At 61.6% G+C, this 24,621-nt stretch carries 25 protein-coding genes and 3 pseudogenes; 25 read left to right on the top strand and 3 right to left on the bottom strand.

Annotation, left to right across the window (positions count from 1 at the left end; genetic code table 11):
- The first annotated feature begins 7 nt into the window (after positions 1–7).
- From ASD03_RS21370 to ureG, 25 genes and pseudogenes are all read left to right on the top strand, one after another.
- Positions 8–562 (top strand): sarcosine oxidase subunit gamma family protein, encoded by a 555-nt coding sequence (locus ASD03_RS21370; protein ID WP_025428149.1) that lies wholly within the window; start codon positions 8–10, stop codon positions 560–562.
- Positions 563–805: 243 nt separating this feature from the next.
- Positions 806–3,232 (top strand): FAD-dependent oxidoreductase, encoded by a 2,427-nt coding sequence (locus ASD03_RS21365; protein WP_057216132.1) that lies wholly within the window; start codon positions 806–808, stop codon positions 3,230–3,232.
- A 291-nt stretch (positions 3,233–3,523) separates the two neighbouring features.
- Positions 3,524–4,426: a branched-chain amino acid ABC transporter permease gene (locus ASD03_RS21360; protein WP_057206532.1), complete on the top strand. Its 903-nt coding sequence runs from the start codon at positions 3,524–3,526 to the stop codon at positions 4,424–4,426.
- A 4-nt stretch (positions 4,427–4,430) separates the two neighbouring features.
- A complete protein-coding gene (gene livM / locus ASD03_RS21355) occupies positions 4,431–5,816 on the top strand; it encodes a high-affinity branched-chain amino acid ABC transporter permease LivM (protein ID WP_025428146.1) in 1,386 nt (461 codons plus the stop codon).
- Positions 5,816–6,139 (top strand): annotated as a pseudogene (locus tag ASD03_RS39225) (ATP-binding cassette domain-containing protein); the annotation flags it as partial. The gene livM and the pseudogene ASD03_RS39225, both read left to right, overlap by 1 nt.
- A gap of 1 nt (position 6,140) precedes the next feature.
- The coding region (locus ASD03_RS21350) for an ABC transporter ATP-binding protein (RefSeq protein ID WP_156408037.1) at positions 6,141–6,803 on the top strand (663 nt) is incomplete at its 5' end.
- Positions 6,800–7,525 (top strand): ABC transporter ATP-binding protein, encoded by a 726-nt coding sequence (locus tag ASD03_RS21345; RefSeq protein ID WP_025428144.1) that lies wholly within the window; start codon positions 6,800–6,802, stop codon positions 7,523–7,525. The genes ASD03_RS21350 and ASD03_RS21345, both read left to right, overlap by 4 nt.
- A 3-nt stretch (positions 7,526–7,528) precedes the next feature.
- Positions 7,529–7,623, top strand: a pseudogene (locus tag ASD03_RS39220) (ABC transporter ATP-binding protein); the annotation flags it as partial.
- A 24-nt stretch (positions 7,624–7,647) separates the two neighbouring features.
- Complete coding sequence (locus tag ASD03_RS21340; RefSeq protein ID WP_025428143.1) at positions 7,648–7,992, top strand: DUF6867 family protein; 345 nt, start codon at positions 7,648–7,650, stop codon at positions 7,990–7,992.
- A 115-nt stretch (positions 7,993–8,107) separates the two neighbouring features.
- Positions 8,108–8,804 (top strand): annotated as a pseudogene (locus tag ASD03_RS40705) (branched-chain amino acid ABC transporter substrate-binding protein); the annotation flags it as partial.
- 1 nt (position 8,805) lies between these two features.
- A partial coding sequence (locus ASD03_RS40700) for a branched-chain amino acid ABC transporter substrate-binding protein (protein WP_244494678.1) occupies positions 8,806–9,326 on the top strand: 521 nt, incomplete at its 5' end.
- Between the two features lie 226 nt (positions 9,327–9,552).
- Positions 9,553–10,527, top strand: a complete 975-nt coding sequence (locus ASD03_RS21325) for a D-glycerate dehydrogenase (RefSeq protein WP_057216127.1) — start codon at positions 9,553–9,555, stop codon at positions 10,525–10,527.
- Between the two features lie 117 nt (positions 10,528–10,644).
- Complete coding sequence (locus tag ASD03_RS21320; RefSeq protein WP_025428140.1) at positions 10,645–11,478, top strand: urease accessory protein UreD; 834 nt, start codon at positions 10,645–10,647, stop codon at positions 11,476–11,478.
- A gap of 25 nt (positions 11,479–11,503) precedes the next feature.
- Positions 11,504–11,806, top strand: a complete 303-nt coding sequence (locus ASD03_RS21315; protein WP_057216125.1) for an urease subunit gamma — start codon at positions 11,504–11,506, stop codon at positions 11,804–11,806.
- A 12-nt stretch (positions 11,807–11,818) separates the two neighbouring features.
- A complete protein-coding gene (locus ASD03_RS21310; RefSeq protein WP_025428138.1) occupies positions 11,819–12,073 on the top strand; it encodes a DUF1272 domain-containing protein in 255 nt (84 codons plus the stop codon).
- 19 nt (positions 12,074–12,092) lie between these two features.
- Complete coding sequence (locus ASD03_RS21305) at positions 12,093–12,398, top strand: urease subunit beta (protein ID WP_025428137.1); 306 nt, start codon at positions 12,093–12,095, stop codon at positions 12,396–12,398.
- An 8-nt stretch (positions 12,399–12,406) separates the two neighbouring features.
- Positions 12,407–12,823 carry a lysozyme inhibitor LprI family protein gene (locus ASD03_RS21300; RefSeq protein WP_025428136.1) on the top strand — a complete coding sequence of 139 codons (417 nt, stop codon included), beginning with the start codon at positions 12,407–12,409 and terminating at the stop codon, positions 12,821–12,823.
- A gap of 2 nt (positions 12,824–12,825) precedes the next feature.
- The gene (locus ASD03_RS21295; protein WP_025428135.1) at positions 12,826–13,473 is read left to right on the top strand and encodes a hypothetical protein; all 648 of its coding nucleotides are present in this window, start codon (positions 12,826–12,828) and stop codon (positions 13,471–13,473) included.
- 4 nt (positions 13,474–13,477) lie between these two features.
- Complete coding sequence (ureC, locus tag ASD03_RS21290; RefSeq protein WP_057206528.1) at positions 13,478–15,190, top strand: urease subunit alpha; 1,713 nt, start codon at positions 13,478–13,480, stop codon at positions 15,188–15,190.
- A 64-nt stretch (positions 15,191–15,254) separates the two neighbouring features.
- On the top strand, positions 15,255–15,905 hold the full coding sequence (locus tag ASD03_RS21285) for a TIGR02117 family protein (protein ID WP_038577388.1): 651 nt from the start codon (positions 15,255–15,257) through the stop codon (positions 15,903–15,905).
- 195 nt (positions 15,906–16,100) lie between these two features.
- A complete protein-coding gene (locus ASD03_RS21280) occupies positions 16,101–16,640 on the top strand; it encodes a peroxiredoxin (protein WP_025428132.1) in 540 nt (179 codons plus the stop codon).
- A 94-nt stretch (positions 16,641–16,734) separates the two neighbouring features.
- Positions 16,735–17,031, top strand: coding sequence for a putative quinol monooxygenase (locus ASD03_RS21275; RefSeq protein ID WP_025428131.1), 297 nt, complete (start codon positions 16,735–16,737; stop codon positions 17,029–17,031).
- Between the two features lies 1 nt (position 17,032).
- Positions 17,033–17,506: an urease accessory protein UreE gene (ureE, locus tag ASD03_RS21270; protein ID WP_025428130.1), complete on the top strand. Its 474-nt coding sequence runs from the start codon at positions 17,033–17,035 to the stop codon at positions 17,504–17,506.
- The gene (locus ASD03_RS21265; protein WP_025428129.1) at positions 17,499–18,170 is read left to right on the top strand and encodes an urease accessory protein UreF; all 672 of its coding nucleotides are present in this window, start codon (positions 17,499–17,501) and stop codon (positions 18,168–18,170) included. Before ureE ends, ASD03_RS21265 begins: the two co-directional genes overlap by 8 nt.
- A 130-nt stretch (positions 18,171–18,300) precedes the next feature.
- Positions 18,301–18,921, top strand: a complete 621-nt coding sequence (gene ureG, locus ASD03_RS21260) for an urease accessory protein UreG (protein WP_025428128.1) — start codon at positions 18,301–18,303, stop codon at positions 18,919–18,921.
- A 201-nt stretch (positions 18,922–19,122) separates the two neighbouring features.
- On the opposite strand, the gene ASD03_RS21255 is transcribed toward ureG, so the two are convergent.
- The 3 genes from ASD03_RS21255 to ASD03_RS21245 form a co-directional block, all read right to left on the bottom strand.
- Complete coding sequence (locus ASD03_RS21255) at positions 19,123–19,803, bottom strand: Crp/Fnr family transcriptional regulator (RefSeq protein ID WP_025428127.1); 681 nt, start codon at positions 19,801–19,803, stop codon at positions 19,123–19,125.
- A gap of 235 nt (positions 19,804–20,038) precedes the next feature.
- Positions 20,039–23,353 carry an efflux RND transporter permease subunit gene (locus tag ASD03_RS21250; protein WP_025428126.1) on the bottom strand — a complete coding sequence of 1,105 codons (3,315 nt, stop codon included), beginning with the start codon at positions 23,351–23,353 and terminating at the stop codon, positions 20,039–20,041.
- Between the two features lie 14 nt (positions 23,354–23,367).
- Positions 23,368–24,555 (bottom strand): efflux RND transporter periplasmic adaptor subunit, encoded by a 1,188-nt coding sequence (locus ASD03_RS21245; protein WP_025428125.1) that lies wholly within the window; start codon positions 24,553–24,555, stop codon positions 23,368–23,370.
- Positions 24,556–24,621: the final 66 nt, after the last annotated feature.

Raw genomic sequence — 24,621 nt, 5'->3', positions numbered from 1 at the left:
GGCGGTGATGGTTCGCGACTACAACAACCGCCATGCGCTCGACCAGAAGCTGCGCGGCACCCCGAAGCCCGCGAATGCGGATCACCTCGAGGTCGGCCATTGGCAGGCAATCGCGACTGTGCTCGCCCATGTCGGACTTGAAGCGGCGGTACAACGGGCGCTTTCGTCGACACCCGACCTGTCGTTGCGTTATTGCGGACCCGGCGAGTGGCTGGTGGTGTCGCAGGTCGATACGCCAGTCGGGCTCATGCGCCGTCTCGATATGCTGTGTGGCACGCAGGCGCATGTCGTCGACCAGAGCGACGGCCGCGTTCTGTTGCGCCTCTCCGGGCCGTCCGTGCGGCAGATCCTGGCCAAGGGCATCGGCGTCGATCTCCACCCTGCGGCCTTCGCACTGGGTGGCAGCACCAATGTGCTTTGCGGCCATATCGGCATCAACCTGGCGCGCACCGGCGAGAACGCATTCGAGTTGATCGTTTCGCGCAGCTTTGCCGAATCGCTCTTCGACGACCTGATGGCGATGGGCCGCGCGTTCGACCTTTCGGCCGCTTTTTCCGACTAAAATCAAATGCGGCATCGAATGCCGCATTTGGGTCGCCAACCCGCCAGCAGATGGCGGAAACGGACAAGCGTTCTTCGCAGCCACGTCTTTAACGCGGCCATCTTTCTGACTAGGCTTTGCCCTGCTCGCCGCACGCTGTTCCCGTGCCTGAACAGACCGGGTGGGCGGTAGTCGTGCCTGACCCTTTCTTCCTGAAAACTGAGCCGCGCTTCGCCCGGATGCGCGGGAAAGCGGAGTGTGCGCATGAAAAGCCATGCCAGAGTCGTCGTGATCGGTGGCGGCGTTGTCGGTTGCTCGATCCTCTACCATCTCACGAAGTTCGGCTGGACCGACGTGGTGCTGCTGGAGCGATCGGAGCTGACCTCCGGTTCGACCTGGCATGCCGCCGGTGGCATGCACACGATCAACGGCGACCCCAACGTCGCCAAGCTGCAGAAATACACCGTCGAACTCTACAAGGAGATCGAGGAATATTCCGGCCAGGACATCGGCCTGCACATGACGTCGGGCATGATGCTGGCCGCGACCAAGGAGCGTTTCGACTGGATGAAGTCGATCCTCGCCAAGGGCCGCTACATGGGGCTCGAGGCCGAGCTGCTGACGCCCAAGGAAGCGCACGACCTGATGCCGCTGCTGGATCCAGATCAGTTCGTTGGCGCGGTGTTCGACCCGGTCGAGGGCCATCTCGATCCCTATGGAACGACCCATGCCTATGCCAAGTCGGCCAAGAAGAATGGGGCCGAGATCTATCTGCACACAAAGGTCGAGGATCTCGTGCAGCGCGAGGACGGATCCTGGCGCGTCATCACCAATCAGGGCGAAATCATTGCAGAGCATGTGGTCAACGCCGCGGGCCTCTGGGCGCGCGAGGTCGGCCGCATGGTCGGGCTGGAGCTGCCCGTTCTGGCGATGGAGCATATGTATCTCATCACCGAAGATATGCCCGAGGTCATCGAGTTCAACCAGACGCGCGGCAAGGAGCTGATGCACTGTGTCGATTTCGATGGCGAGATTTACTTGCGCCAAGAGCGCAATGGCATGTTGATGGGCACCTATGAGAAAGCCTGCCGCCCCTGGTCGCCGGTGACGACACCCTGGGATTTCGGCCATGAGCTGCTGGCCGAGGACATCGACCGCATCTCGCCGGAACTCGAGGTCGGCTTCCGGCATTTCCCGGCCTTCAACAGAGCCGGCATCAAGAAGGTCATCAACGGGCCCTTCACCTTTTCGCCGGATGGAAACCCGCTGGTCGGGCCGGTGCGGGGGCTGCGCAATTTCTGGTCGGCTTGTGCCGTCATGGCCGGCTTCAGCCAGGGCGGCGGCGTCGGCCTGGCGCTTGCCAACTGGATGATAGACGGCGATCCCGGCTTCGACGTCTTTGCCATGGACGTGGCGCGTTATGGCGATTTCGCCACGCTTGCCTATACCAACGCCAAGGTGCGCGAGAACTATTCGCGCCGTTTTTCCATCCGTTATCCGAACGAGGAGCTGCCGGCCGCACGGCCGCTGCTCACGACGCCGATCTATGACCGGTTGAAGGCGGCCGGTGCCGTGTTCGGTGCTTCCTATGGCCTGGAAACGCCGCTGTGGTTTGCACCTGCCGGTGTCGAGGATCACTTCTCCTGGCGCCGCTCGACCGATTTCGACACGGTCGGCGACGAAGCCCGCGCGGTGCGCGCCGCTGTCGGGCTGATGGAAACCTCCGGCTTTGCCAAATACGAGATCAAGGGGGCGGGGGCGGAAGCCTGGCTCGATGGGATGCTCGCCTGCCGTATCCCGGCTGTGGGGCGGATGTCGCTGGCGCCGATGCTGAAAGACGATGGCAAGCTGATCGGCGACTTCACGCTCGCCAAGCTCGGTGAACAGGATTTCCTCCTCATCGGCTCCGGCATCGCCGAGGATTATCATATGCGCTGGTTCGAGGCGCACCTGCCAGAGAATGGCTCGGTCTCGATCCGTCCGTTGAAGCTGGAGCTTGTCGGGCTGTCGATCGCCGGGCCGAAGGCGCGGGACGTGCTGGCGGCGCTGACCCATCTCGACGTCGGTGATAAGGCCTTTGCGTTCATGGATATTCGCCGGATGAATCTCGGTATGGCGCCGGCGATCGTCGGTCGGGTCAGCTATACCGGTGACGTCGGCTACGAGATCTGGATGAAGCCGGAATACCAGCGCTACCTGTTCGATCTGATCCTGGAAAAGGGTGCGGCCTTCGGCATCCGGCTGTTTGGCCTTCGCGCCCTCAATGCCCTCAGGGTCGAAAAATCGTTCGGCAGCTGGTCGCGCGAGTTTCGGCCGCTCTACGGTCCGCTGGAGGCCGGCCTTGGCAGGTTTGTGGCGCTCGGTAAACCGGCGGGTTTCATCGGAAAGGCGGCGGCAATGCGCGAGAAGGCAGAAGGCGGACAGCTTCGTCTGCGCACCTTCCTGCTCGAGACGCGCGATGCCGATGTCATCGGCGACGAACCGATCTATTTCGACGGCGCGGTGCGCGGTTGGGTGACATCCGGCGGCTATGCCCACGCCAGCGGGGTGTCGGTGGCGCTTGGTTACGTGCCCAAGGAGATCGCTGATGAAGAGGCAGGCTGGGCGATCGAACTGCTCGGTGAGATCCTGCCGGCGCGGTTGCAACCCTACCCATTGTTCGACGCAAACGGTGAGCGCATGCGTGGTTGACGGGAGGCAAATCGGCGAGCTGGTCTTGTTGCTTGCCGATTCATCCACAGGCCGGATTGCACGCGGTTTTAGACTAAAGTTGACTATTCCCCAGGCGAGACGTGCATTTTTTTTGTTTTTTATGACTTCAAAAGCGTCAAATCGATTTTATAGGCGAAGATTTTGCCGCTCCCACGTTTTTTAGCTTTTCTTTTCGTTTGAAAGAGGTATGGAATCGATCAACAGAACGCTCAACAATGAGCTCAAAAAACAAGAGACCGGACCTTATGGATCTGGTCCAGGGGAAGATTGATGGAGTATTTCGTCCAGCAGCTCGTCAATGGGCTGACTCTTGGGTCTATTTATGGTATGATCGCAATTGGTTATACCATGGTCTACGGCATCATTGGCATGATCAACTTCGCCCACGGCGATATCTTCATGCTCGGCGGTTTTGCCGCTTTGATTGTCTTTCTGCTTCTCACAACATTCATGGCTGGCATACCGGTTGTACTTGCCCTGTTGCTGATGATGATCGTCGGCATGCTGACGGCGGCGCTCTGGAACTGGACCATCGAGCGGGTGGCTTACCGGCCGCTACGCGGTTCGTTCCGCCTGGCTCCGCTAATCACGGCAATCGGCATGTCGATCGCCCTGTCGAACTTCATCCAGGTGACGCAGGGACCGCGCAACAAGCCGATCCCGCCGCTCGTTTCCTCGGTTTACGAGGTGTTGGGCATCACGATCTCGCTGAAGCAGATCATCATCATCATCATCACGGCGATCCTGTTGTCCGTGTTCTGGTACATCGTCAACAAGACGCCGCTCGGGCGCGCTCAGCGCGCAACGGAACAGGACCGCAAGATGGCGGCCCTCCTGGGTGTTGACGTCGACCGTACCATCTCGGTGACCTTCATCATGGGCGCAGCGCTCGCTGCTGTCGCCGGCACCATGTACTTGATGTATTATGGTGTGGTCGTCTTCACCGACGGATTTGTTCCGGGGGTCAAGGCCTTTACTGCAGCTGTTCTTGGCGGCATCGGCTCCTTGCCGGGCGCTGTTCTCGGCGGGTTGCTGATCGGCCTCATCGAGTCCCTCTGGTCCGCTTATTTCACTATCGACTACAAGGATGTTGCGACGTTCTCCATTCTCGCAATCGTCCTGATCTTCAAGCCGTCTGGCATACTCGGACGACCGGAAGTCGAGAAGGTATAAATCAATGGCAAACATTGCTTCTACATCTGCAAGCGCCGGCAGTGATCTGACGGCGCGGGCCCTGCGCGAGGCTGTCTTCGCGGGCCTTATCTCTCTCGGCCTCTTCGTCTTGTTCGTCGGCCTGAAGAGCGACCAGAACATTCGCAACGAGCTGGTCCTCAACCAGCGCTGGGGTCTGCTTGCGATCTTCGTGATCGTCGCCGCCGTCGGCCGGTTCCTGATGGTCGCCTATATCCAGCCGGCAATGGCGCGCCGCAAGGCCGCCAAGGCCGAAGCGGAGGAGGTCGTTAGGGAAGAGAGCTTCTTCAAGCGCAATTTCTCGAAGATCGCGATCATTGCGCTCGTTCTCTATCCGCCTGTGATCGTGGCGCTCGTCGGTGCGCAGGGCTCGCTGAAGTGGGTCGACAATTTCGGCGTCCAGATCCTGATCTACGTGATGCTCGCCTGGGGCCTCAACATCGTCGTCGGCCTGGCAGGTCTGCTGGACCTCGGCTATGTCGCCTTCTACGCGGTGGGTGCCTATTCCTACGCGCTGCTGTCGACTTATTTCGGGCTCTCCTTCTGGGTTCTGCTGCCGGTTGCCGGTATTCTCTCGGCCTGCTGGGGCATGGTCCTCGGATTCCCGGTCTTGCGGCTAAGGGGTGACTACCTGGCGATCGTCACGCTCGCCTTCGGGGAAATCATACGGCTTGTCCTCATAAACTGGACCGAAGTGACCAAGGGAACGTTCGGCGTCTCCGGCATCGCCAAGGCGACCCTGTTCGGCATCAAGTTCGACGCTTCCAAGGATGGTTTTGCAGCGATGATGGGGCTCCCCATGTCGTCGGCCTACTACAAGATCTTCCTGTTCTATTTGATCCTTGGCCTTTGCATGCTGACGGCCTTCGTCACCATCCGCCTTCGCCGGATGCCGATCGGCCGCGCCTGGGAAGCGCTGCGCGAGGACGAGATCGCCTGCCGCTCGCTCGGCATCAACACGGTCACGACAAAGCTTACCGCCTTTGCAACGGGCGCCATGTTCGGCGGCATCGCAGGTTCGTTCTTCGCCGTGCGCCAGGGTTTCGTCTCGCCGGAATCCTTCGTGTTCCTCGAATCCGCGGTCATTCTGGCGATCGTTGTTCTCGGTGGCATGGGTTCGCTCACCGGTATCGCCATCGCCGCGGTGGCGATGATCGGCGGCACGGAAATCCTGCGCGAGCTTTCCTTCCTGAAGGCGATCTTCGGACCGGACTTCACGCCTGAACTCTACCGTATGCTGATCTTCGGCCTGGCGATGGTCGTCGTGATGGTCTGGAAGCCGCGCGGTTTTGTCGGCTCGCGTGAGCCGACAGCGTTCCTGCGCGAACGCAAGGCGATCTCCGGCAGCTTCACCAAGGAAGGGCATGGCTGATGGCCCTCGAGACAACGACAATGACAAAAGATCCCATTCTCTCGGTTGAGCACCTGTCGATGCGCTTCGGCGGTCTCATGGCCATCAACGACTTCTCCTTCGAAGCCTATCGCGGTGACATCACCGCGCTGATCGGCCCGAACGGAGCCGGCAAGACCACGGTGTTCAACTGCATCACCGGCTTCTACAAGCCGACCATGGGCATGATCACCATGAAGCAGAAGTCCGGTAAGGAATATCTGCTGGAGCGCCTGCCGGATTTCGAGATCACCAAGCACGCCAAGGTCGCGCGCACCTTCCAGAACATCCGGATGTTCTCCGGTNTCCGGTAAGGAATATCTGCTGGAGCGCCTGCCGGATTTCGAGATCACCAAGCACGCCAAGGTCGCGCGCACCTTCCAGAACATCCGGATGTTCTCCGGCCTGACGGTGCTGGAAAACCTGCTGGTCGCACAGCACAACAAGCTGATGCAGGCGTCGGGCTATACCTTCCTCGGACTGCTCGGCTTTCCCGCCTACAAGCAGGCCTCGAAAGAATCGATCGAATTTGCCCGCCATTGGCTGGAAAAGGCGTCGCTGGTCGATCGTGCCGACGACCCGGCCGGCGATCTGCCCTATGGCGCCCAGCGGCGGCTCGAAATCGCCCGCGCCATGTGCACCGGACCGGAACTCCTATGCCTTGACGAGCCGGCAGCCGGTCTCAATCCGCGTGAATCGCTGGCGCTCAACGAGTTGCTGCAGGGTATCCGCGGCGAAACCGGCACCTCGATCCTGTTGATCGAGCACGACATGTCGGTGGTGATGGAGATTTCCGACCACGTGGTCGTTTTGGAATACGGTCAGAAGATTTCCGACGGCAACCCGGATTTCGTGAAGAACGATCCGAGGGTCATTGCGGCCTATCTGGGTGTCGAGGATGAAGAGGTCGAAGAGGTGATCGAAGAAATCGAGGAAATCGAAGGCGGACAGGGAGGATCCAAGCCATGAGCGCGCCTCTGCTGCAAGTAAAGGCCGTCGAGACCTACTACGGCAATATCCGGGCGCTGAACGGCGTCGACGTCGAAGTGCATCGCGGTGAAATCGTCTGCCTGATCGGCGCCAACGGCGCTGGCAAGTCGACGCTGATGATGACGATCTGCGGCAGCCCGCAGGCGCGCACCGGCGCGGTCATGTTCGAAGGTGAGGAAATTACCCGCATGCCGACGCACGAGATCGCGCGTCTTCGCATCGCGCAGTCGCCGGAAGGCCGTCGCATTTTTCCGCGCATGACCGTATTCGAAAACCTGCAGATGGGCGCAAGCCTCGACAACCTCAAACATTTCAACGAGGACGCCGAGAAGGTGTTCTCGCTGTTCCCGCGACTTAAGGAGCGCCAGGCTCAACGCGGCGGTACGCTTTCGGGCGGCGAGCAGCAGATGCTGTCGATCGCCCGCGCGCTGATGGCGCGCCCGAAGCTCCTTTTGCTGGACGAGCCATCGCTCGGCCTGGCGCCGCTGATCGTTAAGGGCATCTTCGAAGCCATCAAGAAGCTGAACAAGGAAGAGGGACTGACCGTGTTCCTCGTCGAGCAGAATGCGTTCGGCGCCTTGAAGCTTTCCGACCGCGGTTACGTGATGGTCAACGGCCGCGTGACGATGAGCGGCTCGGGCAAGGAACTGCTCGCCAATCCGGAAGTCCGCGCGGCCTATCTCGAAGGCGGCCGCCATTGATGNTGGTCAACGGCCGCGTGACGATGAGCGGCTCGGGCAAGGAACTGCTCGCCAATCCGGAAGTCCGCGCGGCCTATCTCGAAGGCGGCCGCCATTGATGCGCCGCATCTGGAGTTTGTGACATGCAGGGTATTCTCTACGAAGAAGTGTCGGTCTGGCAGTTTCTTTTCATCACCTGTGTTCTGGGCGGCTGGACCGCGTGGAGAACGGGAAAGAGCGTCGCCGAGGGCTGGGAGGAGCTTCCGCGCCTCTTCGTCTATGTGGCGCTGCTGGGGCTTGGGATCCGCTTCGTGCACCACGCCCTGTTCGGAGGTACGATGTTCAGTCTGCATTACTATATCGTGGACACGGTCGTACTTTTGTTGTTTGCTACCGCAGGTTTCCGGTACTACCGGACCAAGCAAATGACCAATAACTACTATTGGCTCTATGAGAAGGCTTCGCCTTTCTCCTGGAAAGCCAAATAATGGGAACAGCGCGCGCCGGCCGCCGCGGCCGGTGCGAAAGAAATACCGGCGCGAATTACGGTGGGCATTGCGCAGGTTGGTAACGAGACCCGCTCGGATAATTGGGAGTAACAAAATGAAAAAGTCTCTTCTGTCGGCCGTTGCGCTGTCGGCAATGGTCGCTTTCAGCGGCACCGCATGGGCTGATATTCTCGTTGGCGTTGCTGGCCCGCTGACCGGCCCGAACGCTGCGTTCGGTGCACAGCTGCAGAAAGGTGCCGAACAGGCTGCTGCAGACATCAATGCTGCCGGCGGTATCAATGGGGAACAGATCAAGGTTGTACTCGGCGACGACGTTTCCGACGCCAAGCAGGGCGTTTCGGTCGCCAACAAGTTCGTCGCTGACGGCGTGAAGTTCGTTGTCGGCCACTTCAACTCGGGCGTGTCCATCCCGGCTTCGGAAGTCTATGCCGAAAACGGCATTCTCCAGGTAACGCCGGCTTCCACCAACCCGCAGTTCACCGAGCGCGGCCTCTGGAACACCTTCCGCACTTGCGGTCGTGACGACCAGCAGGGCGCAGTTGCCGGCGCCTTCCTTGCCGCCAACCACAAGGACGCCAAGATCGCCGTCATTCACGACAAGACCCCTTATGGTCAGGGCCTTGCCGACGAAACCAAGAAGTCGATGAACGAAGCCGGCCTCAATGAAGCCCTCTATGAAGGCATCAACACCGGCGACAAGGACTTCTCGGCCCTCATCGCCAAGATGAAGGAAGCCGGCGTCTCGATCGTCTACTACGGCGGTCTGCACACCGAAGCTGGCCTGATCATGCNGCGACAAGGACTTCTCGGCCCTCATCGCCAAGATGAAGGAAGCCGGCGTCTCGATCGTCTACTACGGCGGTCTGCACACCGAAGCTGGCCTGATCATGCGCCAGATGAAGGACCAGGGCCTCAAGGCTACCCTGATGTCGGGCGACGGTATCGTTTCGAACGAACTGGCCTCGATCGCAGGCGACGCTGTTGACGGCACGCTGATGACGTTTGCTCCGGATCCGCGCAAGAACCCGGCTGCCAAGGAACTCGTCGAGAAGTTCCGCGCCGCCGGCTTCGAACCGGAAGCCTACACGCTCTACGCCTACGCTGCTCTGCAGGTTGTCGCCGAAGCTGCCAAGGCTGGCGGCACGACCGATCCGCAGGCCGTTGCCGAAGCGATCAAGGCCAAAGGCCCGTTCAAGACCGCAATTGGCGAACTCGGCTATGACGAAAAGGGCGACATCACCCGTCCGGACTACGTCATGTACACCTGGAAGAAGGGTGAAGACGGCAAGTACAGCTACTTCGAAAACGAGTAAATCTCGCTTCGAGGTTCGTTGAACCACGTCAGAACTTCGAAAGCCCGGCGAGCGATCGCCGGGCTTTTTGTTTCTGGACGGGTGTTAACGGGGATGGCGATGATTCTCGTCGGACTTCGCCTCGGCAAGGCATTGCACCGGGCCTCTTTCGTTGGGCCGCGCGGGCTGTCTCTCGCCGTCATTTCGTGCACTATCGCCGAACGATTCTGTTTTTAGAGGTTGTCCCATGAGTTCCAAGCCGCGCATTCTCGTCACCCGCCGTTGGCCCGAAGCGGTGGAGCGCGTGCTGGCCGAGCGGTTTGATGGCGTCTTGAACGAGAGCGACGTACCGATGTCGGCCGATCAGCTGGCAAAGGCGCTGCGCGGCTTTGACGCGGTGCTGCCGACGGTCTCCGACCGCCTGCCGGCAAGCCTGTTCGACGGCGGCGACATCAGGGCAAAGATCCTCGGCAACTATGGTGTCGGTTACAACCACATCGATGTTGCCGCCGCCAAGGCCGCAAACATCGCCGTTACCAACACGCCCGGCGTTCTGACCGATTGCACTGCCGATATCGCCATGACGCTGCTGCTTGCCGTCGCGCGGCGTGCGGGCGAAGGGGAGCGTCAGATCAGGGCCGGCGAATGGACCGGCTGGCGGCCGACCCACATGATTGGCAGCAAGGTGACCGGCAAGACGCTGGGGATCATCGGTTTCGGCCGCATCGGCAAGGCGATGGCAAAACGCTGCCATTTCGGGTTCGACATGGAGGTGGTGTTCTACAACCGCTCGCGTGTCGATGCGGCGGAAGCCGCACGCTATGGCGCGCGCCAGCTCGGTACCGTCGACGAGGTGCTTGCGATTGCGGATTTCGTCTCGTTGCACTGCCCCGGCGGTGGCGAGAACCGGCACCTCATCAATGCCGAGCGGCTGGCGATGATGAAAAAGGGCGCCTATCTCGTCAACACCGCGCGCGGCGATGTGGTCGACGAGCCGGCGTTGATCGAGGCGCTGAAGAACGGAGTGATCAAAGGCGCCGGCCTCGATGTTTTCGAGGCGGAACCGAATGTGCCGGAGGGCCTGCGGGCGCTCGAAAATGTCGTTCTGCTGCCGCATCTCGGCAGCGCGACCGAGGAGACACGCGTCGCGATGGGCATGAAGGTGGTCGACAACATCACCGCCTTCTTCGAGGGGCGAGAGCCGCCGGATAGGGTCGCCTGAGATGGTGGCTGTTTGATGGGCAAACGCTGCCCATAAAGCAATCACCTTGCCGATTTTCTTTGCAAAACAATAGCTTGACTTGGCGCCTCGGGATGCCGACGATGTCGGCCGATGAACATGAGCAATGCGGCTATCATCGCCCCGCAGCGGGCGTTCGGAAAAGGACGACTGGTCGCGAAAGTGGCCGTCGGTCAAACGCGCGTTGCCGAGCTTTACCAGGAAGGCTGCGCAAAGATTCGGCTGCCGAAAACCTTCGATACTTCGATGGAAGCCGTGCTGATCAACTCGTCGGGTGGGCTCACCGGCGGCGACCGCATGCTCTGGGAGATCGAGGCCGGTGCGGCGACCGAGCTCACCGTCACCACGCAGGCCTGCGAGAAGATCTACAAGGCGAGTGCCGGCACGGTCGATGTCACGACACGCATCGACGTGGCGGCTGGCGCACGCGTCGATTGGCTGCCGCAGGAGACGATCCTGTTCGACCGCGCATCGCTGACACGCTCGCTCGATGTCGAGCTCGAGGACGGCGCGACGTTCCTTGCCGTCGAGGCCGTGCTGCTCGGCCGCAAGGCGATGGGCGAAGCGATGCAGACAGGCCTCTTGCGAGATCGCTGGCGCATTCGCGTCGGCGGCCGGCTGTTGCATGCCGAAAACCTGACCTTTGCCGATGATATCGCCGCTCTTGTCGCCCGGACTGCAGTGCTCGGCGGCAGCGTGGCATTTGCGACGCTGTTCTACACCGGACCGGATTGTGAATTGCTGCTGCCGCGGCTGCGCGCACTCCTCGAAACGCAAGTGGGGGCGGGCGTCAGCCACATCAAGCTCGGTGGTCGCGACAAGCTGGTTGCGCGCTTTGCTGCCGCGGACGGCTTCTCGCTCAGAAAAATCCTCATCCCGGTCATTTCGCACTTGCGCAAGCAAGAGACAGTGCCGAAAGTCTGGGTCCTCTAATCCACAATCAAACCGGTGGCGACGCATGAATCTTACCCCGCGCGAAAAGGACAAGCTGTTGATTTCCATGGCTGCGATGGTTGCCCGCCGCCGCCTGGAGCGCGGACTCAAGCTTAATCATCCAGAGGCGATCGCGCTGATTACTGACTTCGTTGTCGAAGGTGCGCGTGACGGCCGATCGGTCGCGGAGCTGATGGAGGCGGGCGCCCATGTGATCACCCGTGCACAGGTGATGGAGGGGATCGCGGAGATGATCCACGACATCCAGGTGGAGGCGACCTTCCCTGACGGTACCAAGCTCGTCACTGTGCACGAACCGATCCGCTGAGGAGGCTGAGACATGTTGGCACTGCGTCCGAACTGCGAATGCTGCGACAAGGATCTGCCGCCAGAGAGCCGCGACGCGATGATCTGCACCTTCGAGTGCACCTTTTGCGTCGATTGTGTCGAAGGCACGCTCGGTGGCACCTGCCCGAACTGCGGCGGCGAGTTTACCCGGCGCCCGGTACGCCCGGCCGCGCTGCTTGTGAAATATCCGGCATCGACCGAACGGGTGCTGAAGCCGCTCGGCTGCGCCGACGTCGACGCGGCCTGACAAGGGAGAGGGAACTCAGATGATCCCAGGGGAAATCATTGCCGCAAGCGGCGATATCGAACTCAACCACGGGCTTGAGACGGTGACGATCGAGGTCTCCAATACCGGCGACCGGCCGGTGCAGGTCGGCAGCCACTATCACTTTGCCGAGACCAATGCCGGGCTCGACTTCGATCGCAGTGCCGCCCATGGCAAACGACTGGACATTCCCGCAGGCACCGCCGTCCGCTTCGAGCCGGGACAGAAAAGACAGGTCACGCTCATCCCGCTTTCGGGCAAGCGCGAGGTTTTTGGTTTCCGCCAGCAGGTCATGGGAAAGCTTTGAGCATGATGATGCGAACGACGCTTATCGCGAGCGCCTTGCTGCTGGCGGCCATGCCCGCGCTGGCGCAGGAGGATGATGTCGATTGCGCCAATGCAATGACGCAGGCGGATATGAACATCTGCTCCAACAAGGATTATGAGGCGGCCGACGCTGAACTCAACACGGTCTACAAGCAGACCGTTGCGGCGATGCGGGCCAAGGACAAGGAACTGGGTGACATCAGCGCCGACTATGTCGGCGCGGAGGAGGCGTTGAAGAAGGCGCAGCGCGCCTGGATCGGCTACCGCGACGGCCAGTGCGAGCTTGCCGGCTTCGAAGCGCGCGGCGGATCGATGGAGCCGATGCTGGTATCCGGCTGCCTGGCGCAGCTGACTGCGGCCCGCACCACGGAACTCAAAGAGCTGCTCGAGCCCACGGAAAACTAGCGCTGATGTCTGGCCGCACCATCATGATCGTGGGGAATGGAGAAGTGCCGGAAGGCGCTGCGGCAACGATCGATACGGCCGATGTCGTCATTCGTTTCAACGATTGCCGTTCTGTCGGCACCGGCGGGGCGAGGACCGATATCGTCGCCGTCTGCAATACTGGCCGGCCGGCGCTTGCCATGCTTGGTGGCGGGCGCTGGAAGAACAGCGCCGCCGTGCGGCAGGCACGCGAGATCTGGAGCGTTCGGTCGGCTGAAAAGTTTGCCGGCATGCGCGCGGCACTGGCCGAAACGCATCCGGATCTCGACGACTTCTGCGACGACTACACTTGCGGTTTCGAGAGTTTTACAACGGCGACCGGCCGGGTGCATCGGGTCGTCCCCCTCGCAGCGCACGAGCAGCTGGACCGGGATCTGTCGCGGTTCGCGCCCACGCCTTATGTCGTGCCGTCGAGCGGCATGGTCGTGATTGCCGACGTGCTTTCCGGTTTTGCATCGGCCGACGATCTGGTCGTTCTGGCTGGCTTCGGCCATGTCGGTTGGGAGTGGCATCCCTTTGCCGCCGAGCGCCGGTACGTCGACGCACTTGCGGCCGAGGGCCGTCTTCGCCGTCTTTCCCCTTCTTCTTCAGACTTGTCCCAAGGAGCCTGAACCCATGCCCTACAAAATGTCGCGCGCGGCCTATGCCAACATGTTCGGCCCGACGGTCGGCGACAAGGTTCGGCTGGCCGACACGGAACTGTTCATCGAGGTGGAGAAGGATTTCACCACCTATGGCGAAGAAGTGAAGTTCGGCGGCGGCAAGGTGATCCGCGACGGCATGGGCCAAAGCCAGGTGACGCGAGCGGCGGGTGCGGTCGACACCGTGATCACCAACGCGCTGATCGTCGACCACTGGGGCATCGTCAAGGCGGATATCGGGCTGAAGGACGGGCGCATCGCGGCGATCGGCAAGGCCGGCAATCCCGATATGCAGCCTGGCGTGACGATCATCGTCGGTCCGGGCACCGAGGTGATCGCCGGCGAGGGCAAGATCGTCACCGCCGGCGGCATGGACAGCCATATCCACTTCATCTGCCCGCAGCAGATCGAGGAAGCGCTGATGAGCGGGCTCACCTGCATGCTCGGCGGCGGCACGGGGCCGGCGCATGGCACGCTCGCGACCACCTGCACGCCCGGGCCCTGGCATCTCGCCCGCATGATCGAGGCTGCGGACGCCTTCCCGATGAACCTTGCCTTTGCCGGCAAGGGCAATGCCTCGCTGCCCGCCGCGCTGGTCGAGATGGTGCTTGCGGGCGCGACCTCGCTGAAGCTGCACGAGGATTGGGGCTCGACGCCGGCTGCCGTCGACTGCTGCCTTGGTGTTGCCGACGAGTACGATGTGCAGGTGATGATCCACACCGACACGTTGAACGAGAGCGGTTTCGTCGAGGACACGATCGCGGCGATCAAGGGCCGCACGATCCATGCCTTCCACACGGAAGGGGCGGGTGGCGGCCATGCGCCGGATATCATCAAGATCTGCGGCCAGCCGAACGTCATTCCGTCGTCGACCAACCCGACCCGACCCTACACCAAGAACACGCTGGCCGAGCACCTGGATATGCTGATGGTCTGCCATCACCTGTCGCCGTCGATCCCCGAGGATATCGCCTTTGCCGAAAGCCGGATCCGTAAGGAGACGATCGCCGCCGAAGACATCCTGCACGATATCGGTGCGTTCTCGATCATCTCGTCCGATAGCCAGGCGATGGGCCGCGTCGGCGAGGTGGCGATCCGCACCTGGCAGACGGCCGACAAGATGAAGCGCCAGCGCGGCGCGCTGCCGCAGGAAACCGGCGACAACGACAATTTCCGGGTCAAACGCTATATCGCCAAATACACCATCAACCCGGCGATCGCCCATGGCCTCAGCCATGAGATCGGTTCGCTCGAAGTCGGCAAGCGCGCCGACCTCGTCCTCTGGAAACCGGCTTTCTTCGGCGTCAAGCCCGACATGGTGCTGATCGGCGGAACGATCGCCGCAGCACCGATGGGCGACCCCAACGCCTCGATCCCGACGCCGCAGCCGGTGCACTACCGGCCGATGTTCGGCGCCTATGGCAAGAGCCGCACGAACTCCTCCGTCACCTTCGTCTCGCAGGCCTCGCTCGATGGCGGGTTGGCGGCCAGGCTCGGCGTTGCCAAACAGCTCGTCGCCGTCAAGAACACCCGCGGCGGCATCGGCAAGGCATCGATGATCCACAACAACCTGACGCCGCATGTCGAGGTCGATCCGGAGACCTACGAAGTGCGGGCCGATGGCGAGCTCCTCACCTGCGAGCCGGCGACGGTTCTGCCGATGGCGCAGCGTTATTTCCTGTTCTGAGCGGCAAACGATTTTGTCTCGAAAAAGCGGTAGCTGGCGGGCCTTCAAGTGGACCGCCTACGGGGTGTCGGGTCTTGTCCTGGCAGTCGTCCTCGGGATGGTCGTGCCGCGACCGCTGTTGCCGAAGACGGCCACGGCCGCTGCGGTTGAGCCGGCTGTTGCCGGCGAACGCGTCCTGATCCTCGCCAGTCCGATCCACACCGATATCGCCATTCCCCTCAATGACGAGACGCGGACGCGGTTTGCCTTCGCCGGCGAGGCAGGCGTGCCTCTGGATCACCCGGAGGCGCGATGGCTGATCTTCGGCTGGGGTGGCCGCTCGTTCTACCTGGAAACGCCGACATGGTCGGAGCTGAAGCCAATGCCGGTCTTGAGGGCGCTGGCGCTCGACCGTTCCGTTATGCATGTCGATATTGCCGGGGCGATCGTCGAACCCCAGCCGTCGGTTACGAGCGTTGACCTCAAGCGCGCCGAGTTCGAGAAGCTGATGACGTTCATCTCCGGAAGCTTTGCCAGGAACGGCGGCGCCGTCTTTCCGATCGAGGGCTTTTCCTATGGTTATGCCGACCGCTTCTTTGAGGCGGAGGGCAGCTTCAATGCACTGTTTGGATGCAACACCTGGACGGCGCGGGCATTGAGAGAAGCCGGACTGCAGACGGGGTTCTGGAATCCCTTGCCTTCCACTCTTGGCCTGTCCCTGCGGCTACACAACTGAGACATTGTCCGCGCCGGTTCGGGATCGCCACAGGCATGCGCTTGTCGCATGTCTGCCATGCGCGGGTGTGAATCGACGCCTTTCGTGCTGCACCGCAGCGGAATTTCCGGTAGGAAACGAGCTGATATTTTCCTCGATCGCGACTGTTCTCCCAAGGCCGCTCGCAATCGAGTGCCTGCACTGAAGGAGATGACCATGCTCGGCAGAAAAGTACCCTCCGTAACGTTCCGCACCCGCGTTCGCGATGAAGCCGTCGGCGGCTCCAACCCGTTCCGTTGGCACGACGTTTCCTCCGACGATTACTTCGCCGGCAAGCGTGTCGTGTTGTTTTCGCTGCCGGGCGCCTTCACGCCCACCTGCTCGACCTTCCAGCTGCCCGACTTCGAAAAGCTGACGGCCGAGTTCCGCTCCGAAGGCGTTGACGAAATCTACTGCATCTCGGTCAACGACGCCTTCGTGATGAACGCCTGGGGCAAGTCGCAGAGCCTCGAGAACGTCAAGCTGATCCCCGATGGCTCGGGCGAGTTCACCCGCAAGATGGGCATGCTCGTCGCCAAGGATAATCTCGGCTTCGGCATGCGCTCCTGGCGCTATGCTGCCGTTGTCAACAACGGTGTCGTCGAACAGTGGTTCGAAGAGGAAGGCTACTCCGACAATTGCGACAGCGATCCCTACGGCGTTTCCTCGCCGCAGAACATTCTCGAGACGCTGAAGTCGCAGAAGCTCGCAGCCTGATCCGGCTGACGACGGATCGATTTTTGAAACCCCGGTGCTAGCGCCGGGGTTTTTTCTTGCTACAGTGCCAGGCAGAAAAGATGTCGAGGGTTCAATGGTTTACATTATTGCATATCTGACGGCGCACCCGGGCAAGGGCGTGGAAATCCTGACGCTGGCCGAGCCCCTGATCGAAGGAACGCGGCGGGAGGCAGGCTGCATCAGCTACGAGCTCTATCAAAAGCCTGCCGATCCCGACGCGCTGGTGTTTGTCGAAACCTGGAAGGACAAGGCCGCGGTCGACGCCCATTTTGCCGAGCCGCATCTGAAGGCGTTCCAGGTCGCGACGGCGGATCTGCTGGTCGAAGCGCGCATCGAGCTCGTGCACCCGGAAAAGGTCGAGGTGCTCTGAGATGCCCTATCGGTCGACCGAGGTACTTTCGCCCGGACCCAGGGACGAGGCGCCGTTGCACAGCATCACCTTGGCCCACGATGCGCGGCATCTGCGCCGCAAGCTGCTGCATCTCGAAAACGACGATGTCGTCATGCTTGACCTGAAGGAAGCGGTGATGCTGGCCGACGGCGACCTGCTGGTGCTCGAGGGTGGCGGTCATATCCGCATCGTTGCGGCATCCGAAGCGCTTTACGAGATCCGTCCGCGCGACCCGTTGCATCTCGTCGAACTGGCCTGGCATCTGGGCAATCGCCACCTCCCGGCGCAGATCGAGACAGGCCGCATCCTGATTTCCCGCGATCCGGTCATTCGGGCGATGCTTGAGGGGCTGGGGGCGGCGGTCGTCGAAATCTCCGAGCCGTTCCATCCGCTGCGCGGCGCTTATCACGCGGCCGGAGGCCACGATCACGGCCACCACCATCACCATGGCTGAACGGGTCGACACGCAGGCGCTGCTTCGCCTCGTGACCTGGCTGTCGCCGGCTTTCCCGGTCGGCGCCTTCTCCTATTCGAACGGGTTGGAGCAGGCAGTTCACGATGGCCATGTCAGCGATATCGAGAGCCTGCGGCTGTGGCTGGAGACGCTTCTTTGCCACGGATCCGGCTGGAACGATGCGGTGCTGCTTGGCGAAGCCTATCGCGGTTTCGGCGAGCCGGTGCAGCTTCAATCCGTGATCGAGCTTGCCGAGGCGATGGCGGCAAGTTGCGAACGGCACATGGAAACCATGCTGCAGGGCGAAGCCTTTCTGGCGGCAGCGCGGCATTGGCCGCACACCGTGCTCGATCGGCTGGGAGAAAGAACCGCCTATCCGGTCGCCGTCGGTGCGGTTGCGGGTGCCCACGCCACAGGCCTCGAGCCGGCGATTGCCGCCTATCTGCATGCGTCCGTATCCAATGCCGTATCGGTGGCCATTCGCTGCGGCGTCACCGGCCAACGTGACGGCGTCGGGCTGATCGCAGCCCTTGAGCCGACCATCGCTGCAGTGGCGCGAAAGGCGAGCGCCGCATCGCTGGAAGACCTTGGCTCGGCCACGATCGCAGCCGATATTTCATCTCTCAGACACGAGACCCTGCATTCGCGGCTGTTCCGCTCGTAAGCGTGCGCGGCCATAGAGCGTTTCCAGTTCGGACGGAGACGTGGAAACGCTCTATCTCTTTGTTTTTACGCGTTTCCTAGCGGAGAAGGTTTCACGCTTTTCCTGGAAATGCTCTAGAAAGGAACGTCACATGGCATCGAAGAATGGTCCCCTGCGTGTCGGCATCGGCGGGCCTGTCGGTTCGGGTAAGACGGCGCTGACGGACAAGCTCTGCAAGGCGATGCGGGAGAATTACTCGGTCGCGGTCGTGACCAACGACATCTACACCAAGGAAGATGCCGAAGCGCTGGTGCGCATGCAGGCGCTGCCGTCGGACCGCATCGTCGGCGTCGAGACCGGCGGATGCCCGCACACGGCTATCCGCGAGGATGCGACAATCAACTTGCAGGCAATCGCCGATCTCAACCGTCGCTTTCCCGATCTCGATATCGTCTTCATCGAATCCGGCGGCGACAATCTGGCCGCCACCTTCTCGCCTGATCTGGCCGACCTGACGATCTATGTCATCTCCGTCTGCCAGGGCGAGGAAATCCCGCGCAAGGGCGGGCCGGGCATCACCAAATCTGACCTGCTTGTCATCAACAAGCGGGATCTGGCGCCCTATGTCGGCGCCGACCTCGACGTCATGGATCGTGACGCGACCCGGATGCGGGCGGAAAAGCCCTTTGTCTTCACCGACATGAAACGCGGCGACGGCGTCAACCGGATCGTCGATTTCCTGACGCTGCATGGCGGGCTTAGCTCGAGGTAGCGCCTGGGTCGAGCCGGGGCCACAGGGAGGAATGGTCGTCCTTCGTGATCGTGGGCGACGAGATTCCGCTTTTGCGTTGTGGCCTGCTGCGACCGCTAGCTAGAGCGCTTCCGATTTAGACGGAACCGCACAAACGCTCTATCTCTTTGTTTTTACGCATTTCCGGACGGAAAACCGCTTCGCACTTTTCCTGGAAATGCTCTAGAACCGTTCCAGCGCCTGACGGTCGTGGATCTCGATCATGCGTCCTTTAACGGTGACGCCGGAGCGGCGAAGAGCCGAAAAGGCCCGCGACAGCGCCTCTGGCGCCAGGCCCAGCTTGCCCGCCAGCACATTCTTCTGGAACGGCAGCCGGAACGAGAAGGTCGTCGAGCCATCCGGGCAGTGACCGAGGATGTAGCTCGCGACCCGCTGTGGCGCCGTCAGAAGACGATCCTCTGCCAGGCAGTCCTCGGCCATCTGGCCATGACGGCAGAGCAGCTCCATCAGCGCCTGGGCAATATCCGGATGCTGCTCGGCGAGCTTGCGCAGATTGCGGCTGTCGAGGCGGGCGATGGTCGAGGACCCGATGGCCTGTGCGTTGGCGGTGGCGCGGTGCCCGAGGAACATGGCGCTTTCACCGAAGAGCTCACCCTTTGGAAAGACGGCGATGTCGGCCTCGCGCCCATCCTTGCCGAGCCGGTAGACGCGCACAAGGCCGGACAGGACGCAGAAGACGCTGTCAATGGGTTCGTCCTGATGAAACAGAATGTCGTGTTCTTCGTGGTTCGTTACGACGGCGCCTTCGAGAACGGCATCGGATGCTGTCGGTGACAGCTTCTCGAAGAAGCGGGAGCCCAGCAGCACCGCTCTGTCATTCGAGTTCAATCGCAAGGTCTTCATCACACCGGCCCTGAGGTAAAGTCTAGAGCGTTTCCGCCTTAGAAGGAGCACGAAAACGCTCTTGCTCCCCGTTTTTACGCATCTCCCGACGAAAAGCTGCTTCGCACTTTCCTGGAAATGCTCTGGTGTCAGGGTAACCGGGCTTTTGAAACGTCAATTGACCTCGATCAAACAATTCTCACAAAAAAGCCCGCACCGGTGGGTGCGGGCCCGATTTTCAGGTGATTTTTGGCCACTATTCGGCAGCGAGCGCCGGATGATTGATTACCTTGCCCGTTTGCTTGCCTTTCGACTGCCCGTCCTCAATCGTTTTCAGGCGCTCTTCCAGGCCCTCGATCGTCTTGCCCTGGTCGTTGACGAATTCGGTCAACGCCTCGCGGTCGAGCGGCAGGTTTTCCTCGTCCTTCTTGCCGACGAGGCGGCCGAAGATCCAGGCGAGCAGGCGCGACAGATCATCCATGATCAGGAAGAAGGACGGTACCACGACGAGGCTGAGGATCGTCGAGACGATGATGCCGCCGATGACCGCGATCGCCATCGGCGCCCGGAACGAACCACCTTCGCCGACGCCGAGTGCTGAGGGCAGCATGCCCGCCGACATGGCGATCGAGGTCATGATGATCGGGCGGGCGCGCTTGCGGCCCGCTTCGATCATTGCCTGCGTGCGATCCATGCCGTGGTGCATCATCTCGATACCGAAATCGACCAGCAGGATCGCGTTCTTGGTGACGATGCCCATCAGCATGAGGATACCGATCAGAACCGGCATCGACAGCGAGTTCTGCGTCAGGATCAGGCCGGCAGCGACACCGCCCATGGCAAGCGGCAGCGAGAACAGGATGGTGAAGGGCTGGATCACATCCTTGAACAGCAGGATCAGCACCACCAGCACCAGCATCAGGCCGAGCAGCATGGCATTGACGAAGCTTTCCTGCATCTCCTCCTCGACCTCGGCGTCACCGCTCTTGAGGAGTTGAACCGTGCTCGGCATCTCGGCATCGTTTGCAATCTGCTCGAACCGTGCAGAGGCGGTGTTCAGCGCCACGCCGATCGGGAGATCGGCGCCAAGTGCAACGACACGGTTGCGATCGTAACGTTTGATCGAACTCGGGCCTTCTGAATAGTTGATATCGGCAACGCTCGACAGCGGCACCGTCAAGCCCGAAGCGGTCTGGATCTTCAGGTTGCGGATCGCGGCGATATCCGTGCGGAAGTCACGGTTGATCTGGACGCGGATCGGTATGAGCCGACCATCGAGGGCAATCTTCGTCAGCGCCGCGTCGATATCGCCGATTGTGGCAACACGGATGACTTCCGAGATTTGCGCGGTGGTAATGCCAAGGCGTGACATCTGCTCGTCACGCGGACGGATCTGCAACTCTGGACGGGGCAGGGCGCCGTCAGGGCTGACATTGGCCAGGAGTGGATCGCTGCGCAGCTTGGCTTCGAGAATTGCAACGGCCTGGTCCAGATCCGTCTCGTTGTTCGAGAGCAGGTTGAAGGACAGCTCTCGCTCACCGCGGTCGTTGAGCTTGATGACCCGGACGTCCGGAATATCCCGGACGCGGGCAAAGATTTCCTTTTCGATCTGGGCCTGAGGAATGATGCGGCCATCTGGCTCAAGCTTCGGCAGGTATTGGCCGATGACCGGCAGGCCGCCAATGACGTCGTTGACGATCTTGTTGAGAAGCGAGTGGTCGCGCTTTTCCAGCAGCACCGTCACGGTAGCCCGGCGCAGTTCCAGGTCGCCCTTGGGTGAGGCACCGCCGAGCACGAAGACGCTGTCCACGCCCTCGAGGTCCTTGACCCTCTCATAGATCTGCGCGGTCGTGCGGTCCGTGTCTTCGAGCATGGCATCCGGGGCCAGTTCGACGGAGAGGCTGACGCGCGACGTGTCGTCCGGGGGCAGGAAGCCGCCGGGCACGAACAGGAACAGCGCGGCCATGGAGGCCACGGTGACGCCGATGGCGATGAGCACCGTTAGGTAGCGCATGTACCAGCGCTTCGTGGTTGCATGAACCAGGCGCGTATACTTGCGCATCAGGTAGCCGTCTTCGAGATGATGTCCATCAAGTTTGGATGGACGCATCAGATAGGCGGCCATGACGGGCGTGATCAGCCGTGCAACCAGCAGCGAGAAGAACACCGAGACGGCGACAGTCAGGCCGAACTGGATGAAGTACTGGCCAACGATGCCCGGCATGAACGACACCGGTATGAACACCGCGATGATCGTGAACGTGGTCGCGATAACCGCAAGGCCGATTTCGTCTGCTGCTTCGATCGCCGCCCGATAGGGCGACTTGCCCATATGGATATGCCGCTCGATGTTCTCGATCTCGACGATCGCGTCATCGACGAGAATGCCGGTCGCCAGCGTCAGCGCCAGGAAGCTGACGAGATTGAGCGAGAAGCCGAGCAGTTCCATGACCCAGAAGGTCGGTACCGCCGAGAGCGGCAGGGCGACGGCGCAAATCAGCGTGGCGCGCCAGTTTCGCAGGAACAGCATGACGACGATGACGGCAAGCAGTGCGCCTTCCATCAGCGTATGCAGGGCCGCTTCATAGTTGCCGTAGGTGAAGTAGACGGAATCGTCGACCATCTCGATGGTGACGTCAGGGTTGGCCGCGCGGATCTTTTCCAGCGACTTGGCAACGGTTTCGGCAACGCTGACTTCACTGGCACCCTTGGCCCGGAAGACCGCGAAGGTGACGCCGGGATTGCCGTTGAAGCGCGAAAAGGAGCGGGGCTCCTCATAGGTATCGGTCACGGTGCCGAGTTCGGAAAGACGCACGAAGCGACCGCTTGGCACCGAGATCATCGTGTTGGCAAGCTGGTCGACATTGCGGGCGTCGCCGAGCGTACGGATCGCCTGTTCGCTGCCGCCCACCTGACCGCGGCCGGAGCCCAGGTCCATGTTCATGCGTCGAAGCTGGCCATTGACGTCGGCGGCGGTGATCCCCAGCGAATTCAGCTTGTCCTCGCTAAGCTCGACGCGAACCTCGCGGTCGGCACCGCCGTAGCGATCGACCCGGCCGATGCCGCTCTTGCCCTGAATTTCGCGCTTGATGACGTCGTCAACGAACCACGAGAGTTCTTCCAGCGACATGCCCGGTGCAGAGACGGAGAAGCTCTGGATCGCCTGGCCTTCGACGTCGACCTTGGAGACGATGGGCTCTTCGATCGAGGTGGGCAGGTCGCCGCGGATGCGGTCGATGGCGTCCTTGACGTCCTGGACGGCCTGGGTCGTGGGTACTTCCATACGGAAGATCACGGCCGTGGTCGATGTGCCGTCGTTGATCGTCGACTGGATATGGTCGACGCCGGTGACGCTGGCGACCGCGTCCTCGATTTCCTTGGTGACCTGGGTTTCGAGTTCGGCCGGCGAGGCACCGCTCTGCGCCACGCTGATCGACACGATCGGCACGTCGATGTTGGGGAAGCGGGTGATCGGCAGGCTGAAGAACGACTGATAGCCGAGCACCAGCAGCACGAAGAAGGCGAGGATCGGAGCGATCGGATTTCGGATGGACCAGGCTGAGAAGTTCATGGTCACGGTTCCTGTCAGTTGGTCGCTGGTTGCGCTGGTTTGACGGGGTTGATGCGGTCGCCGTCGCGCACATAGGCGCCGGCCCTGGCGACAACCTCTTCGCCGGCCTTCAACCCCTCGACCACCTCGACGAACTTGCCATCGGAGATGCCGGTCGTCACCGGGATGATGTTGACCACACCGTTGTCGACCTTGCGCACGATGGTCTTGCCGTTCTCATTGGTAACCGCCGTTTGCGGCAGAACGACAGCTGTTTTCTCTTCGGCGGTGATGATGGCGCTGGCATACATGCCGGAGCGTGCCTTGGCGGTGTCCTTGAGGCTGATGAACACGGTGCCGAGCCGGGAAACGGGATCGACCGTCGGGGCGATCAGGCGGATGGCGCCCTCGACCTTGGTGTTCCCGCCGGCAAGCGTGATCGTCGCCGGCTGGCCGACGGCAAGCTTGATGATGTCGGCTTCGGCGACATCCGCTTTCATCTCGATCGCGCCATCGCGGATCATCGCAAACAGCGGTTCGCCGCTGCCATTGGCGATCGCACCGATCTTGGCGTTCTTGGCGGAAATGACGCCGGCGACCGGGGCCTTGACCTCGGTGCGGGTGAGGCGAAGATCGATGTCGTCGATCTGGGACTGCGCCACCTTGATATCGGCCTTGGAGACCGCAGCGGCCTGTTCGGCGGAGCGGACCCGGGCACGGGTGGCCGCGGCAAGAGCGCGGACGCGATCGGCTTCCGCCGTCGAAACGGTGCCGTTCTTGGCAAGCTCCGCGTTGCGATCGCTGACGCGTGTCGCTTCTTCGGAATTGGCCTTTGCTTCGCTAAGTTGAGCGGTGAGCTGCGCCAGCCCGGCTTCCGCCTTGGCGAGCGCCGCTTCGAGCTGGCTCTTTTCAAGCCGCAGCGCGTCGTCGTTGAGAACCACCAGCACGCTGCCTGCTTCGACCTTGTCGCCGATATCGACATTGAGCGAGCGGATCGACAAGCCCTCGACCAGCGGCGCGACATAGATCTGCTCAACCGCCTGTATCGTCCCGGTTGCAACGACGCGATCGCTGATCGACTGATCGACTGCCTCGGTCACGACGATCGACGGCAGGCTCTGCGCGGGCTGCGCCTTGGCTGGTTCCTCGGCAAATGCACTTGAAAACGGAGCAATCATCATCGCAACGCAAACGCTGAGAGCAGGTAATACTTTCTGAGCCATCGGCTTTACAATCCTGGCAACGGAAACGACATAAAAAGGAACTGTGCCTTCGCAGGCCGGATCCCA

The organism is Ensifer sp. Root127 (assembly GCF_001425225.1).
GTDB lineage: Bacteria > Pseudomonadota > Alphaproteobacteria > Rhizobiales > Rhizobiaceae > Ensifer > Ensifer canadensis.
Note: the sequence above shows the minus strand (reverse complement) of the source record. Positions and strands in the feature narration are given on the sequence as shown.

Bases quoted from the DNA above. Each gene is read 5' to 3' on its own strand.
- ureC (WP_057206528.1), top strand. From the start codon at position 13,478: ATGCCCTACAAAATGTCGCGCGCGGCCTATGCCAACATGTTCGGCCCG.
- ASD03_RS21250 (WP_025428126.1), bottom strand. From the start codon at position 23,353: ATGAACTTCTCAGCCTGGTCCATCCGAAATCCGATCGCTCCGATCCTC.
- ASD03_RS21275 (WP_025428131.1), top strand. From the start codon at position 16,735: ATGGTTTACATTATTGCATATCTGACGGCGCACCCGGGCAAGGGCGTG.
- ASD03_RS21305 (WP_025428137.1), top strand. From the start codon at position 12,093: ATGATCCCAGGGGAAATCATTGCCGCAAGCGGCGATATCGAACTCAAC.
- ASD03_RS21310 (WP_025428138.1), top strand. From the start codon at position 11,819: ATGTTGGCACTGCGTCCGAACTGCGAATGCTGCGACAAGGATCTGCCG.
- ASD03_RS21300 (WP_025428136.1), top strand. From the start codon at position 12,407: ATGCGAACGACGCTTATCGCGAGCGCCTTGCTGCTGGCGGCCATGCCC.
- ASD03_RS21320 (WP_025428140.1), top strand. From the start codon at position 10,645: ATGAGCAATGCGGCTATCATCGCCCCGCAGCGGGCGTTCGGAAAAGGA.
- ASD03_RS21255 (WP_025428127.1), bottom strand. From the start codon at position 19,803: ATGAAGACCTTGCGATTGAACTCGAATGACAGAGCGGTGCTGCTGGGC.
- ASD03_RS21265 (WP_025428129.1), top strand. From the start codon at position 17,499: ATGGCTGAACGGGTCGACACGCAGGCGCTGCTTCGCCTCGTGACCTGG.
- ASD03_RS21345 (WP_025428144.1), top strand. From the start codon at position 6,800: ATGAGCGCGCCTCTGCTGCAAGTAAAGGCCGTCGAGACCTACTACGGC.
- ASD03_RS21245 (WP_025428125.1), bottom strand. From the start codon at position 24,555: ATGGCTCAGAAAGTATTACCTGCTCTCAGCGTTTGCGTTGCGATGATG.
- ASD03_RS21325 (WP_057216127.1), top strand. From the start codon at position 9,553: ATGAGTTCCAAGCCGCGCATTCTCGTCACCCGCCGTTGGCCCGAAGCG.
- livM (WP_025428146.1), top strand. From the start codon at position 4,431: ATGGCAAACATTGCTTCTACATCTGCAAGCGCCGGCAGTGATCTGACG.
- ASD03_RS21365 (WP_057216132.1), top strand. From the start codon at position 806: ATGAAAAGCCATGCCAGAGTCGTCGTGATCGGTGGCGGCGTTGTCGGT.
- ureG (WP_025428128.1), top strand. From the start codon at position 18,301: ATGGCATCGAAGAATGGTCCCCTGCGTGTCGGCATCGGCGGGCCTGTC.
- ASD03_RS21315 (WP_057216125.1), top strand. From the start codon at position 11,504: ATGAATCTTACCCCGCGCGAAAAGGACAAGCTGTTGATTTCCATGGCT.
- ASD03_RS21370 (WP_025428149.1), top strand. From the start codon at position 8: ATGGTTCGCGACTACAACAACCGCCATGCGCTCGACCAGAAGCTGCGC.
- ASD03_RS21340 (WP_025428143.1), top strand. From the start codon at position 7,648: ATGCAGGGTATTCTCTACGAAGAAGTGTCGGTCTGGCAGTTTCTTTTC.
- ASD03_RS21280 (WP_025428132.1), top strand. From the start codon at position 16,101: ATGCTCGGCAGAAAAGTACCCTCCGTAACGTTCCGCACCCGCGTTCGC.
- ureE (WP_025428130.1), top strand. From the start codon at position 17,033: ATGCCCTATCGGTCGACCGAGGTACTTTCGCCCGGACCCAGGGACGAG.
- ASD03_RS21360 (WP_057206532.1), top strand. From the start codon at position 3,524: ATGGAGTATTTCGTCCAGCAGCTCGTCAATGGGCTGACTCTTGGGTCT.